The following is a 14409-nucleotide window of genomic DNA, read 5'->3' on the forward strand; positions in this document are numbered from 1 at the left end:
CCTATCAGGCGTTGCCTGGCTCGCTGTCGCCGTGCTCGCTGTCGGACGGGCTTGGCAGGCGGACCGGACGGGCCGGAACTACGGTCGAGATGGCGTGCTTGTAGACCATCTGGCTGACGGTGTTCTTCAGCAATACCACGAACTGGTCGAACGATTCGATCGAGCCCTGCAGTTTGATACCGTTGACCAGGTAAATGGATACCGGGACCTTTTCTTTTCTCAAGGTGTTCAAGTAAGGGTCTTGTAGCGAATGCCCTTTTGACATATGCCGCACTCCTGTAAGGATAAATAATAGAAATTCAATAAAATCGATAAATTAGGCCGCCCCTTCGCAAGAATAGACGGCAATCAGCAGGGACTCAGCTCAATATGGAGATGGCCCCAAGGTATTTCAAGGTGCGGGACAGATTGTCGCAGGCCAGGCTGTCAAGCCAGTGCACTTCAGGCCAGCCACGCAACCAGGTGAACTGCCGCTTGGCCAGCTGCCGGGTAGCAATGATACCGCGTTCACGCATCTCATTCTCAGTCAGCTTGCCATCCAGGTAATCCCAGACTTGCCGATAACCCACTGCCCGTATAGACGGCAGCCCGGCGTGCAAGTCACTTCTGGCTCGCAGCGATCGGACCTCGTCAACGAAGCCCTGTTCCAGCATCTGCGAAAATCGTAACGCAATTCGCTGATGCAAAATGTGACGATCTGTAGGAGCAATCGCCAAACTGGCGACAGTATAGGGCAATTGTCCGCCAGCGCCTGCGTCTGCGCCGCGACTTTCCGCGAATTGACGCCGGCGATGAACTGTCATGCTCTCACCGCTCACCCGGTACACCTCCAACGCCCGGATCAGCCGCTGCGGGTCATTGGGGTGAATACGTGCCGCTGACTCTGGGTCAACCTCGGCCAACTGGCGGTGCAGCTCGGCCAGGCCCAGGGCTTCAGCCTGTGCCTCCAGCTCGGCGCGCACCGCCGCATCGGCCGCTGGCATGTCGGCCAAGCCATCGATCAACGCCTTGTAATAGAGCATGGTGCCACCGACCAGCAGCGGGATCTTGCCGCGCGCGGTGATCTCGGCCATGGCCTCCAGGGCGTCGGTACGGAACTGCGCGGCCGAATAGCTCTCGGCCGGGTCGCGAATGTCGATCAGCCGGTGCGGGTGGGCGGCGAGGATTTCTTTCGACGGTTTGGCCGAACCGATATCCATGCCACGGTAGACAAGTGCCGAATCGACGCTGATCAGTTCACACGGCAGCACTGTGGTCAGTTCGATGGCAAGGTCGGTCTTGCCGGCCGCCGTCGGGCCCATCAGGAATATTGCAGGGGGCTTGCCGCTCATTTCATCGACCGCGCAGGAAAAGTTTGTCCAGATCGTCCAGGCCCATCTGGGTCCAGGTAGGACGACCATGGTTGCACTGGCCGCTGCGCTCGGTGTTTTCCATATCGCGCAGCAGGGCGTTCATCTCGGGAATTGCCAGGCGCCGGTTGGCGCGCACGGCACCGTGACAGGCCATGGTACCGAGCAGTTCGTTGAGGTGCGCCTGAATGCGATCACTGGTGCCGTACTCCATAAGGTCGGCAAGCACGTCCTGCACCAGGCGATTGGCTTCGGCTTGCTTGAGCAAGGCCGGGATCTGGCGAATCGCCAAGGTCTCGGGGCCCAGGCGCTGCAATTCGAAGCCCAGGCGCTGGAACCACTGGGCATGCTCTTCGGCACAGTCGGCTTCACGCTGGCTAAGGGCAAGGGTTTCCGGCACCAGTAACGGCTGGCCGCTCAGACCCTCGCTGGCCATGGCTACCTTGAGGCGCTCGTACATTATCCGCTCGTGGGCGGCGTGCATGTCCACCAGCACCAGGCCAACAGCATTTTCGGCCAGGATGTAGATGCCCTTGAGCTGCGCCAGTGCGTAGCCTAGCGGGGGAATGTCGCCCTGGCTTTCGGGCAGGGCCGTCGCAGGCGCTGCACCGGTTTCCAGTGGCTTGTAGAACTCGCGATACACCGCCTGTGCCTCTGCGGCCGGCAGCGGCTGCGAGGGACGTGGGGTGTATTGATACTGGTAACCGGCGCCACTGCCGCCATTGGAAAACGACTGCTGTGGGGCTCGAGGCTGTTCAAGCACCGGCGAGGCCAGGCGCATTTCACCCTGGGGCCCGAACTCACCGGCCTGCTGGCCAGTGGGGCGAACCAGCTCAGGCACCGCCGCAGGTGCGGCCAGCTGGTCTTCCGGGCGCACGTCGGCCAAGGCACGGTGCAAGGTGCCATACAGGAAGTCGTGCACCGAGCGCCCTTCACGGAATCGCACTTCATGCTTGGTAGGATGCACGTTCACATCGACGCCGTTGGGCTCCAGCTCCAGGAACAGCACGAACGTGGGGTGGCGGCCGTTGAACAGCACGTCCCGGTAAGCCTGACGCACAGCATGGGCGACCAGTTTGTCGCGCACTGCCCGGCCATTGACGAAGAAGTACTGCAGGTCAGCCTGGCTGCGCGAGAACGTCGGCAAACCGACCCAGCCCCAAAGGCGCAGGCCGTTGCGCTCCACGTCGATCGGCAGCGCCTGCTCCATGAAGCCAGGGCCACAGATGGCACCCACCCTCCGCGCACGGGCGACTTCGTCGTGGGCCTCGTGCAGGCTAAGGATGCTCTTGCCGTTGTGGCGCAGGTGGAAGGCGACATCGAAACGGGCCAGCGCCAGCCGGCGGATCACTTCCTGCAAGTGATCGAATTCGGTTTTCTCGGCCTTGAGGAACTTGCGTCGGGCCGGGGTATTGAAGAACAAATCGCGCACTTCCACCGAAGTACCGACCGGGTGCGCCGCCGGCTGCACCCGCGGCGTCATGTCGCGACCTTCGGTTTCTACTTGCCAGGCCTCGCTGGCACTGGCGGTACGCGAGGTCAGGGTCAGGCGCGCCACCGAACTGATCGAGGCCAAAGCCTCGCCACGGAAACCCAGGCTCAATACCCCTTCAAGGTCTTCCAGCTCGCGGATCTTGCTGGTGGCGTGGCGGGCCAGGGCCAGCGGCAGGTCGTCGGCAGAAATGCCGCTGCCATCGTCCCGCACCTTCAGCAGTTTGACGCCGCCCTGCTCTACTTCCACATCGATGCGCCGGGCACCGGAGTCCAGGCTGTTTTCCAGCAGCTCCTTGGCTACAGATGCCGGGCGCTCCACAACCTCGCCGGCAGCAATCTGGTTGGCCAGCCGCGGGCTGAGCAGCTGAATTCGCGAACCGCCACTCATTATTGCGCGGCCAAGGTTGTGGCGGGCACGTCGAGGCGCTGACCAACCTTCAGCTCATCGGTCTTCAGCTTGTTGGTGCTGCGCAGGCTGGCCACACTGACCTGGTAACGCACGGCGAGCATCGCCAGGGTTTCGCCAGGGCGCACGGTGTGTTCACGCGGACCGGCGGCAATCTTGCCGGTGTCACGCAGCCAGGCGATATAGGTGCCAGGTGGCGGGTTCTGCTGGAAGTACTGGTGCACCCCGGTGCGGATCGACCTGGCCAGAGCCTGCTGGTGGCTGGATGAGGCCAGCTTGGCGGCTTCGTTGTTGTTCGAGATGAACCCGGTTTCAACGAGGATCGACGGGATGTCTGGCGACTTAAGCACCATGAAACCGGCCTGTTCAACGCGCTGCTTGTGCAACGAGGTGACGCGCCCCATGTTGCCCAATACCTTTTGCCCCACGTTGAGGCTGGAACTGAGCGTAGCTGTCATCGACAGATCAAGCAGCACACCAGCGAGCATGCGGTCCTTGTCGTCGAGGCTGACATTACCCGCACCACCGATCAAGTCGGAGCGGTTTTCCGTGTCGGCCAGCCAGCGCGCAGTCTCGGAGGTGGCGCCACGATCGGACAGGGCGAACACCGAGGCGCCAAAGGCTGCGCGCGACGGGGCCGCATCGGCGTGAATCGAAATGAACAGGTCGGCGCCTTTCTTGCGGGCGATTTCCGTACGCTTGCGCAGCGGGATGAAGTAATCGCCGGTGCGGGTCAGCTCAGCACGGAAACCTTTTTCGCTGTTGATCTGACGCTGCAGTTCTTTGGCGATTTGCAACACGATGTCTTTCTCGTGTTGGCCACGCGAGCCGGAAGCGCCAGGGTCTTCGCCGCCATGCCCGGCATCGATAGCAACCACGATGTCACGCTTGCCACTGGGTACCGGGGGCAGCTTGATCGCCGGCTGGGCCGGCGTCACTGGCACCGCCGGCGTGGTCGCAGGCGTTTGCACAGGTGCCCGTGCAGGCGGTGGCGCGCTGGCCGCGATAGCGTCAGCTTCCTGGTCATACAGATCGACCACCAAGCGGTTGCCGTACTGTGCATTGGGCGCCAAGGTGAAGCTTTTCGGGGTTACCGACTTTTTCAGGTCGATCACAACCCGAAGGTCGGTTGGCGTACGCTGGGCCGAACGCACATTGCTTATCGGCGTGTTGGAGGTAGCCACATTCAGTGGCGCGGCCAGTGTTGCGCCATTGATGTCGATGACCAGACGATCGGGTGCGCTCAGGGTGAAGACACTGTGCTGCACGGGGCCAGACAGGTCGAAAACCAGCCGCGTGTTGTCCGGTGCGCGCCACAGGCGCATGCTCTTGACTTGAGTGACGGCCAGAGCGTCAACGGTCACCGTTGTCAGCAGCAGCCCAACGATGGCGACCAGTGCGCGTATGCGCATACCTACCCCACTTACTGTTTATAGTGTTCGGCCAGTGCCACGCACCAGGCCTCGCCGCGAGCCCCCTGCGGCGAAAGGTTCAGCGAGCGTCCACTCGCTTGGGGGCTTATGGTAATGGTCAGGTCAGGCTTTGGCAAAACGCCCGCACCCTTTTGTGGCCATTCGAACAGGCACAGCGGGTCGCCTTCGAAATAGTCACGAATGCCCATGAACTCAAGCTCCTCCGGGTCGACCAGGCGATACAGGTCGAAGTGAAAGGCTCGGACCTCGCCGATTTCATAGGGTTCGACCACGGTGAATGTCGGGCTTTTCACAGCACCAGTATGGCCCAGACCGCGGATCAGGCCACGCGACAGGGTAGTTTTACCCGCACCCAGGTCGCCTTCAAGGAAAATCACGCCGCGACCACCGGTCACCTCGGCCAGTGCTGCACCGAATTTGACCGTGGCCTCTTCATCGGCCAGAAACAGATTTAAGCCAGACACGCAGAATGCTCCTCCAACAACTCACGAATGACCGGCGCCAGATCACTGGCCGCCAGGCCTCTACCTTTTATCCCAAGGCGCTCGCCGGCACAGGCGTGCAACCACACCCCCAGACAACCCGCGCCCCAGGCATCCAGGCCTTGGGCCACCAGTGCCGCCAACACGCCAGTCAGCACATCGCCCAGACCGGCGCCGGCCATCGCCGGGTGCCCGCGCTCGCACACAGCCAGTTGGCCGCTTGGGGCTGCCACCAGTGTGCCGGCACCTTTGAGTACACAGACGCTGTTATAACGGCGCGCCAGCTTGCGCGCGGCGCCAGGGCGGTCGGCCTGCACCGCCTCGGTGGAAATACCCAGCAGCCGCGCCGCCTCCCCCGGGTGCGGGGTAAGGATGCTGCCACTGGGCAGGGCCAGCGGGGTGCGCGCCAGCAAATTCAAGGCATCGGCATCCCACACTTGCGGCCGCTGGGCGTTGGCCACCGCCGACAACAGGCTGCAGCCCCACGCCGCCTGCCCCAGGCCGGGCCCGACCACCAGTACCGAGGCGCGCTCCAGCACGCCCATCAGCTGGTTGGCCGAACGGACACCCAGGCACATGACTTCGGGCAGGCGCGCCAGGCTGGCCGACACGTGCTCGGGCCGGGTTGCCACGCTGACCAGCCCGGCGCCGCAACGCAGGGCGGCTTCGGCGCTGAGCAATACAGCGCCACCGGTACCAAGGTCGCCACCGACCACCAGTACATGGCCAAAGTCGCCTTTGTGGGCATGCGCATGCCGTGCCGGCAGGCGGGCAACCGTCACGCTGCTGAGCAATTGAGGGGCATTACTGGGGTGTTTGGTCTGTGGCATGGGGTCAAAGGCTCCAATGTCTGGCAGAATTATACGCACCTGAGCCCGTATTGCCTTGCCCATCCATGTCCGCCTCCACACCTGACCTCGCCCAATTGGCCCAATCGATCAAGATGTGGGGCCAGGAACTCGGTTTTGCCCATGTTGGCATCGCCGGGGTTGACCTTGGCGAACACGAACACCACCTGCAGCGTTGGCTCGACGCCGGCTATCAGGGTGAGATGGAATACCTGGGCGCCCACGGCAGCAAAAGGTCACACCCCGACCAACTGATCCCCGGCACCGTACGCGTGGTCTCGCTACGTATGGACTACCTGCCCGGCGACACGCAGATGGCGCAGCGTCTGGCCCAGCCGGAAAAGGCCTACGTGTCGCGCTACGCGCTTGGCCGGGACTACCACAAGCTGGTGCGTAAGCGCGTGCAGTTCCTCGCCGACCGCATCCAGGAAGCTGTCGGCCCGTTCGGCTACCGCGCGTTTGTAGACAGCGCCCCGGTACTGGAAAAAGCCCTGGCCGAACAGGCCGGGCTGGGCTGGATCGGCAAGAACACGCTGTTGCTCAACCGCAAGGCGGGTAGCTATTTCTTTCTTGCCGAACTGTTCGTCGACCTGCCGCTACCGGTGGACGAAGCCACCACCAGCGAACACTGCGGGCGTTGCCAGGCCTGTCTGGACATCTGCCCGACACAGGCGTTTGTCGGGCCTTACGTGCTGGATGCGCGACGCTGCATCTCGTACCTGACCATCGAGCTGAGGGGCGCGATCCCTGTCGAGTTACGCGCAAAGATGGGCAACCGGGTGTTCGGTTGCGACGACTGTCAGATCGTCTGCCCGTGGAACCGCTTTGCCAAGCACAGCCAGGAGCAGGATTTCCAGCCACGGCATGGGCTGGAAAATACGGACCTGGCGGCGATGTTCCTGTGGGACGAACGCACCTTCCTGCGCAAGACCGAGGGCGGGCCTTTGCGGCGGGCGGGGTACGAGCGTTTTTTGCGCAACCTGGCGGTAGGGTTGGGCAATGCGCCGTCGACGATTCCGGTGATCGAGGCGCTGAAGGCCAGGCGTGACGATGAATCGGAATTGGTGCGCGAGCATGTGGAGTGGGCGCTGGCCCGACACGGAGCTCAATAGCGACCAGCCTCAGAGCATGCGCCATCCTTGTGGGAGCGGGCGCGCCCGCGAAGCAGGCAACACAGGTAATGGCACCGGCTTCGCCGGTGTTCGCGGGCACGCCCGCTCCCACAAGGGCCATGTTGCGCTTGTAAATTGCGTCACTGCTGGTCGTTGTAGTGGAACTTGGGCATTTCCCAGTGGAAGCGGATTGCCAACAGGCGCACCAGGAAGCCGCCAAACAGTGTGAGCAACATCGCCTGTTCTGCCGGCACCTTGAAATACACGCAACCCAGATAAAACCAGGCTGCCGCAAACGACACGCTGGCATACAGCTCTCGGCGGAACACCAGCGGGATGTCGTTGCAGAAGATATCCCGCAGGATCCCGCCAAACACACCGGTGATCACCCCGCTGATCGACGCCACCAGCATGCCCTGCCCCATCTCCAGCGCCGTCATGCAGCCAATCAGGGTAAATGCCACCAGCCCCAGGGCATCGAGTACCAGGAACAGCGAGCGAAGGCGGCGCATCATTGGCGCAATGAAAATGGTCAGCAGCGCCGCAAGGCTGGTCAGCACCAGGTACTCAGGGTGCTTCACCCAGGTCAGCGGGTAGTGCCCGAGCAGCACATCACGCACCGAGCCGCCCCCAAGCGCAGTAACGCAGGCGATCAGCACCACGCCAAACCAGTCCATGCCGCGACGCCCGGCAGACAGCGCGCCAGTCATGGCTTCGGCGGTAATGGCGATAAGGTAGAGCATCAGCAACATGGTGCGGGTCCGTGCAGGAAAGGCGCGCAGTCTAACCAGTTGCCCAAGGCACCAAAAGGGGGCGCAGATACAATATCTGCGCCGTTTTGAATCACAACTTGATGAAGTGCTCGCGATAGTGACGCAATTCGGCGATCGATTCGCGGATATCGTCAAGCGCCAGGTGGGTATTGCCCTTCTTGAAGCTGTCACGCACGTTCGGCGCCCAGCGCGCGGCCAGTTCCTTCAGCGTAGAGACATCCAGGTTGCGGTAGTGGAAGTAGTTTTCCAGATTGCGCATGTGACGGTAGAGGAATCGACGATCCTGGCAAATGCTGTTGCCGCAGATCGGCGACTTGCCTTTAGGCACCCACTGCTCAAGGAAGGCGATGGTCTGTGCCTCGGCTTCGGCCATGCTGATCTTGCTCTCGCGCACGCGCTGGGTCAGCCCCGAAGCACCATGGGTACGGGTATTCCACTCGTCCATGCGCGCCAGCACTTCGTCACTGTGGTGGATGGCGATCACCGGCCCTTCGGCCAAGGTGTTCAGCTCGCTGTCAGTGACGATGGTGGCCATTTCGATGATGACATCGCTGTCCGGATCCAGGCCGGTCATTTCCAGGTCGATCCAGATCAGGTTCTGTGGGTTTTGCATGCAGGGGCTCCTCATATAGGCGATCATATTAGCCTAGTGGCCAAGGCACGCCCATTCACGGCATAAAGCTGGGCGGAATAGTCCAGCGGCTGGCGTGCTAAACTGCGTGCCGTTTTCAATGCCCACGCCGGGCCTCTCTTACGGTACCTTCATGGCCAAACGCCAGCTCAATCGCCGCCAAAACTGGCGGATCGAAAAAATCCAGGGTGAGCGCGCCGCTCGCGCGGCCAAACGCGAGCAGCATGCACTGCAGGAACTGGAGGGTGGCGACCTGGGGCCGGAGCAACTTGGCCTGGTGATCGCACACTTCGGCGTACAGGTAGAAGTGGAAGCCCAGGACGGCGACACCGCGGGCCAGGTGTTCCGCTGTCACTTGCGTGCCAACCTGCCAGCACTGGTCACCGGCGACCGCGTGGTATGGCGTGCGGGCAACCAGGGCATTGGCGTGATCGTGGCACAGATGCCACGCAGCACCGAATTGTGCCGGCCGAACAACCATGGCCAGCTCAAGCCCGTGGCTGCCAACGTCGACCTGATCGTGATCGTGTTCGCCCCGGCGCCGGAACCACACCCGAACCTGATCGACCGCTATCTGGTAGCGGCCGAGCACGCCGGCCTGCGTCCGCTGCTGCTGCTGAACAAGGCCGACCTGATCAACGACGAGAACGGCCCCGGCCTGCATGCGCTGCTGGAGGTCTACCGCGAGCTGGGTTACCCGCTGCTGGAAGTATCGGCACATCAGGGCGACGGCATGCAGCGCCTGCAGCAGCTCCTTGACGGCCACATCAGTGTGTTCGTCGGCCAGTCAGGGGTAGGCAAGTCGTCGCTGGTCAACAGCCTGCTGCCGGACGCCGGCACCCGTGTCGGAGACCTGTCGGAATGGTCTGGCCAGGGTACTCACACCACCACCACGGCGCGGCTGTACCACTTCCCCAACGGCGGCGACCTGATCGACTCGCCGGGCATTCGCGAGTTCGGCCTTGGCCATGTCAGCCGCGACGACGTGGAAGATGGCTTCATCGAGTTTCGCGACTTGTTCGGCACCTGCCGCTTCCGCGACTGCAAGCATGACCGCGAACCGGGCTGCGCGCTGCTCAAGGCACTGGAAGAGGGGCGCATCAAGCCGCAGCGCATGAACAGCTATCGCTCGATCATCGCCAGCCTGACTTGAAACAGCTACTCTCGCCGTGGCATTTGCGCTGCCGGTGAGATCGAGCGCCGCCCGCGCGGCGCATCGCGAGCTGCGCTCGCTCCTACGTTTGTTTCGGGCCAATCATTCCTGTGGGATTTGTGCGCGAATGCCTTGGCGCATGTCTCGATATCGCGTGGCACGAACAGGCGGTCGCGCGCGCCTGCACTGGCGTTACTGGCCCGAAACAAACGTAGGAGCGAGCGCAGCTCGCGATGCGCCGCGCGGGCGGCGCTCGATCTCACCGGCGCTTCAACCTTTCCGCCAACCCCCTGTCAGCCCTGATGCCGCCAGGACCTACTGCTCCTTGGCGTCATCCATCTTAAGCGTACCCTCTTCGAAGATGTTCAGCTTCTGGCGCAGTTCACGCGGCTGCATCGGCGCCTGTTCGCTCTGCGCAGCCGGTGCCGAAGCCCCTGGCGCCGCGTCACCGGCTGGCGGTGCAGCGGGCTCGGCGGCCGGAGCTTGTGGCGTACCCTGCTCACCCTCGATATTGCGCTGGGCTTTCTTGGTCAGCACGATGATGTCGATGCGCCGATTGACCGGGTTGAACGGGTCCTTGCGGTCGAACAGCGATGACGAGGCGTAACCCACCACCCGCGCCACCTGGCTGTCCGGGTAACCACCCGCCACCAGAGCACGACGTGCGGCGTTGGCGCGGTTGGCCGACAGCTCCCAGTTACCGTACTCACCGGTGCCAGCATACGGCTTGGCATCGGTGTGGCCGCTGATGCTGATCTTGTTAGGCACCGCCTTGATGGTATCGGCCATGGCCAGCAGGATATCTTCGAAGTATGGCTGCAGGCGCGCGCTACCAATATCGAACATCGGCCGGTTCTCGGCATCCATGATCTGGATGCGCAGGCCGTCCTGGGTGATCTCGAACAGGATCTGGTCCTTGAACTTCTGCAACTGTGGATTCTCTTCCACCTTGTTCTGCAGTTCCTGCAGCAACAGCTCCAGACGCTCACGCTCCACCTGCTCGGCCATGGTCTCGACCTGGTCCTTGCTTAGCTGTGTGGTGGACTCCTGCGTCGGTTCGGCCTTCACTTCCGGGTTGATGGTCTTCTCCGGCGCCAGCTCAGGCGAACCGCCCAGGTCGATGACGTAGGGCGTGCCGCTTTCCGAGAAACCGATCGGGTCCTTGAAGTAGCCGGCAATGGCGATCTTCTGCTCTGGCGTGGCCGTGGACAACAGCCACAGCACCAGGAAGAACGCCATCATCGCCGTGGCGAAGTCGGCAAAGGCGATTTTCCAGGCGCCACCATGGTGGCCGCCGCCAAAGCGCTTTACGCGCTTGACGATGATGGGCTGATTGTTCTCCATGACTCAGCGACCGCGAACCGCTTGTTCCAGTTCGGCGAAGCTTGGGCGATGCTTGGGATACAGCACCTTGCGCCCGAACTCGACTGCAAGCGAAGGTGGCATGCCCGAGGCGGAGGCGACCAGCGAGGCCTTGATTGATTCGTAGAGGTTCAGCTCTTCCTTGGCATCGTGTTCCAGGCACTTGGCCAAAGGACCGAAGAAACCGTAAGCCGCCAGAATACCGAAGAAGGTACCCACCAGCGCCGCACCTACGTGCATGCCGATGGCGGCCTGGTCGCCATCGCCCAGCGAGGCCATGGTCACCACGATACCCAGTACCGCCGCAACGATACCGAAGCCGGGCATACCGTCGGCAATGCCGGTCACCGCATGGGACGGGTGCTCCAGCTCTTCTTTCATGCTCAGCAGTTCCATGTCGAACAGGCCCTCGAGCTCGTGCGGGGCCATGTTGCCGGTGGACATGATGCGCAGGTAGTCACAGACGAACGCAGTCATGCGCTCATCGGCCAGTACCGTCGGGTACTTGGCGAAGATCGGGCTGGCAGCGGCGTCCTCGATGTCGGCCTCGATGGCCATCATGCCTTCGCGACGGCTCTTGTTGAGGATTTCGTAAACAAGGCCCAACACCTCCAGGTAGAAGGCATGGCTGAAGCGCGAGCCGAACATCTTCATCGACTTCTTGATGACATGCATGGTCATGTGGCCAGGGTTGGCCTGCAGGAATGCACCAAAGGCCGCACCGCCGATGATCAGTACTTCGAACGGCTGGATAAGGGCTGCGATCTTGCCGTGGGAGAGTACGTAGCCGCCGAGCACGCTCGCGAATACGACGATGATGCCGATAATTTTAGCCATAGGTTCAAAGCACTTGCTGTCGTGGTCAGGGGAAGAGACGGGAGCTTTAAAACTCTTCTTCTACTTATCGGCAGAACTGCGCCAGACTATAGCCACTCAATGCGAAAAGCCAGTTCGGACTGATGTCAAAATGCCAATTGAAACCAAGGTGCCCACTCAGGCCCCGCGTACGCTAGAGGCCTGGGTAAAGCTGCTCGAGAGTGTTCGCATCCCCGTGCCGAAGCACAGTTACGACCGGGTCATGGCTGCCATCCACGATAGCCGCCGCTCGCTGCGCGATATCGCCGAACTGATGCAAGATAGCCCGGCGCTGGTGCTGTCAGTGATGCGCGAAGCCAATCACCCCACCAATGCCAGCCTCGCCGAGCCCGCCGAGAGCCTGGAAGTCGCCCTCAACCGCCTGGGCCTGGAGCGCAGCGAGCAGCTTCTCAAACGCTTGCCGACACTGCCCGTGGAGGAGATTCCGCCGGTACTGTGCCAGTTCCAGATGATCAGCCAGCATGCGGCACAGCAGGCCAGCGGCCTGTTCGCCAGCCGCCTGGCACGGCTGTGGCAAGAGATTCACTGGGGCAGCCTGCTGTTCCTGTCGCCACTCTGGCCACTGGCACTGGCCTACCCCAAGCTGCTCGACGCCTGGGAACTGCGGGTTATCCACAAAGGTGAAGACGCCGCCCACGTCGAGGAAGAACTGTTTGGCGTGCGCATCATGGCGCTGTGCCAGACCATAGCCGAGTATTGGCGCCTGCCCCAGTGGGTCACCCAGGGTTATCGCCTGCTGCTGGAAGAGCGCGAGCAACTGGCCAAGGTGCTGAACATTGCCCGCGACGAAGACCTGCTCAGCCAACAGCACCGCCTGGACGCCGAGCCCGGCTTGCGACGCTGGTTCAACCAGCCGGCCAATACCGTGCTGCTGGCCAACAACCTGGCCCTGGCGGCACAGGTCGGCTGGGATAACCCGCACCTGCTGCGCTGGCAACTGCTGACCGCGCTGTACCTGCAAACCTCGCTGGAAGACGTGCAGCAGCAAGTGCACCAGCAGGCGGCCGCCAGTGCCCGCCGCCATGCCCGACATGCCCTGTTCCACCCGGCCGAGGCTTTGATCTGGCCATGGCACCAACGCCGGCCTCACCCGGATATGCTGGCCCCACCCCCGCCCAGCAACGACGATCTGGCACGCTGGCGCACGCTGTGCCAGCACCTGCTGGCCCAACCCAGCCCGTTCACCAACGCCGTGCACCTGGCCACCCAGGCACAAGAGGCCCTGCTGGCCTGCGGCATGCAACGCATCATGCTGCTTAGCCTGGACAAGGCCAGTGACTGCCTGCGCGTGCAGCAAATTGCCGGCCTGCCCAAGGAGGCCGGGGCTTTGGCCCTGCAGGTATCGCAGAACAAGCTGCTGCAAAAGCTGCTGAGTCAGGCCGGACAACTGCGCATCACACCGGAAAACCACAGCCAGTTCTCGGCGCTGCTGCCCGCCCCGCTGCGCGCTTTGTTTCGCAGCGAGCATGTTCTACTTCGCTCGCTGGCTGCAAACGACCAGGTGCTGATGCTGCTGGTGGCCGACCAGGGCTGCCGGCCGATGGCCGATATCAGCGTGCAAGCCTTCGGCAAGACCGCGCAATGCATCGAGCGGGCCTTGTCGGTGTTTACCAACCGCAAGGGTTGAGCCTTGCGCTACAATCGCCTCTCTTTCCACACTGGAGACCGTGGATGACCGACTTTTCCGGCCTGCCCTTGGTGATCGAAGCTGCAGACCTGCTGCCACGCCTGGATTCGCCGCAACTGATCCTGGTCGACCTGAGCAGCGCCAACCGCTATGTCAGCGGGCATATTCCCGGCGCGCACTTTGTCGAAGGCAAGCGCACCCAGCTCGGCCAGCCCCCGGCGCCCGGCCTGCTACCGGCCCTGGGCGAGCTGGAGAAACTGTTCAGCGAACTCGGCCACCGCGCCGATGCCGTGTATGTGGTGTACGACGATGAAGGCGGTGGCTGGGCCGGGCGCTTCATCTGGCTGCTCGATGTCATCGGCCACAAGCGCTACCACTACCTCAATGGCGGTATCCAGGCCTGGCCGGCAGACAAGCTGTCCACCGACGTGCCTGCCAGTGGCAACGCCCCGGTCCGTCTGCACATCGACAGCGCACCCACCGCCACCCGCGAGTACCTGCAAAGCCGTCTGGGCGCCGATGACCTGGTCATCTGGGATGCGCGCGGCCCGCAGGAATTCAGCGGCGAAAAAGTGCTGGCAGCCAAAGGCGGCCACATCCCCGGCGCGATCAACTTCGAGTGGACCGCCGGCATGGATTTCAACGACCACCTGCGCATCCGTCAGGACATCGCTGAAGTCCTGGAGAAGCTGGGCATCACCCCCGACAAGGAAGTGATCACCCACTGCCAGACCCACCGCCGCTCCGGTTTCACTTACCTGGTGGCCAAGTCCCTCGGCTACCCACGCGTCAAGGCCTACGCCGGCTCGTGGGGCGAATGGGGCAACCACCCGGACACGCCTGTAGAAGTCTAAGGAACCCCC

At 62.7% G+C, this 14409-nt stretch carries 14 protein-coding genes; 4 read left to right on the forward strand and 10 right to left on the reverse strand.

The genetic code is table 11. From position 1 onward, the window contains the following. Positions 1-4 precede the first annotated feature (4 nt). From hfq to QCL51_RS22615, 6 genes are all read right to left on the reverse strand, one after another. Positions 5-265: an RNA chaperone Hfq gene (hfq, locus tag QCL51_RS22590; protein WP_003258160.1), complete on the reverse strand. Its 261-nt coding sequence runs from the start codon at positions 263-265 to the stop codon at positions 5-7. A 94-nt stretch (positions 266-359) separates the two neighbouring features. Then, positions 360-1331 (reverse strand): tRNA (adenosine(37)-N6)-dimethylallyltransferase MiaA, encoded by a 972-nt coding sequence (miaA, locus tag QCL51_RS22595; protein ID WP_021783876.1) that lies wholly within the window; start codon positions 1329-1331, stop codon positions 360-362. 1 nt (position 1332) lies between these two features. After that, entirely contained in the window at positions 1333-3231 is a 1899-nt protein-coding gene (gene mutL, locus QCL51_RS22600) for a DNA mismatch repair endonuclease MutL (RefSeq protein ID WP_021783875.1), read from the reverse strand. Further along, positions 3231-4661, reverse strand: coding sequence for an N-acetylmuramoyl-L-alanine amidase (locus tag QCL51_RS22605; RefSeq protein WP_021783874.1), 1431 nt, complete (start codon positions 4659-4661; stop codon positions 3231-3233). The genes mutL and QCL51_RS22605 overlap by 1 nt, the downstream gene beginning before the upstream one ends. Before the next feature lie 11 nt (positions 4662-4672). Next, the gene (gene tsaE / locus QCL51_RS22610; protein ID WP_003249523.1) at positions 4673-5146 is read right to left on the reverse strand and encodes a tRNA (adenosine(37)-N6)-threonylcarbamoyltransferase complex ATPase subunit type 1 TsaE; all 474 of its coding nucleotides are present in this window, start codon (positions 5144-5146) and stop codon (positions 4673-4675) included. Next, positions 5134-5994 carry an NAD(P)H-hydrate dehydratase gene (locus tag QCL51_RS22615; protein ID WP_028698113.1) on the reverse strand — a complete coding sequence of 287 codons (861 nt, stop codon included), beginning with the start codon at positions 5992-5994 and terminating at the stop codon, positions 5134-5136. The genes tsaE and QCL51_RS22615 overlap by 13 nt, the downstream gene beginning before the upstream one ends. A 65-nt stretch (positions 5995-6059) precedes the next feature. On the opposite strand from QCL51_RS22615, the gene queG reads away from it, so the two are divergent. Continuing rightward, the gene (queG, locus tag QCL51_RS22620; RefSeq protein WP_084851633.1) at positions 6060-7124 is read left to right on the forward strand and encodes a tRNA epoxyqueuosine(34) reductase QueG; all 1065 of its coding nucleotides are present in this window, start codon (positions 6060-6062) and stop codon (positions 7122-7124) included. A gap of 140 nt (positions 7125-7264) precedes the next feature. Here queG and QCL51_RS22625 read toward each other — a convergent pair whose 3' ends face one another. Together QCL51_RS22625 and orn are read right to left on the reverse strand one after the other, a co-directional pair. After that, positions 7265-7876, reverse strand: coding sequence for a trimeric intracellular cation channel family protein (locus tag QCL51_RS22625; protein WP_021783871.1), 612 nt, complete (start codon positions 7874-7876; stop codon positions 7265-7267). A gap of 91 nt (positions 7877-7967) precedes the next feature. Then, the gene (gene orn, locus QCL51_RS22630) at positions 7968-8510 is read right to left on the reverse strand and encodes an oligoribonuclease (protein ID WP_021783870.1); all 543 of its coding nucleotides are present in this window, start codon (positions 8508-8510) and stop codon (positions 7968-7970) included. A gap of 151 nt (positions 8511-8661) precedes the next feature. On the opposite strand from orn, the gene rsgA reads away from it, so the two are divergent. Beyond that, positions 8662-9681: a small ribosomal subunit biogenesis GTPase RsgA gene (gene rsgA / locus QCL51_RS22635; RefSeq protein ID WP_031322455.1), complete on the forward strand. Its 1020-nt coding sequence runs from the start codon at positions 8662-8664 to the stop codon at positions 9679-9681. Between the two features lie 315 nt (positions 9682-9996). Here the strand turns inward: rsgA and motB are convergent, their stop codons facing one another. Both motB and motA read right to left on the reverse strand, forming a co-directional pair. Further along, entirely contained in the window at positions 9997-11025 is a 1029-nt protein-coding gene (gene motB / locus QCL51_RS22640) for a flagellar motor protein MotB (RefSeq protein WP_021783869.1), read from the reverse strand. A gap of 3 nt (positions 11026-11028) precedes the next feature. Beyond that, positions 11029-11880, reverse strand: a complete 852-nt coding sequence (gene motA / locus QCL51_RS22645) for a flagellar motor stator protein MotA (RefSeq protein WP_003249507.1) — start codon at positions 11878-11880, stop codon at positions 11029-11031. A gap of 130 nt (positions 11881-12010) precedes the next feature. Here motA and QCL51_RS22650 point away from each other — a divergent pair, with 130 nt between their 5' ends. Continuing rightward, complete coding sequence (locus tag QCL51_RS22650; RefSeq protein WP_021783868.1) at positions 12011-13546, forward strand: HDOD domain-containing protein; 1536 nt, start codon at positions 12011-12013, stop codon at positions 13544-13546. Positions 13547-13590: 44 nt separating this feature from the next. Then, a complete protein-coding gene (locus tag QCL51_RS22655) occupies positions 13591-14400 on the forward strand; it encodes a rhodanese-like domain-containing protein (protein WP_021783867.1) in 810 nt (269 codons plus the stop codon). The last annotated feature ends 9 nt before the right edge of the window (positions 14401-14409 follow it).

The organism is Pseudomonas sp. LTR0 (assembly GCF_036630035.1).
Taxonomy (GTDB): Bacteria; Pseudomonadota; Gammaproteobacteria; order Pseudomonadales; family Pseudomonadaceae; genus Aquipseudomonas; species Aquipseudomonas putida_Y.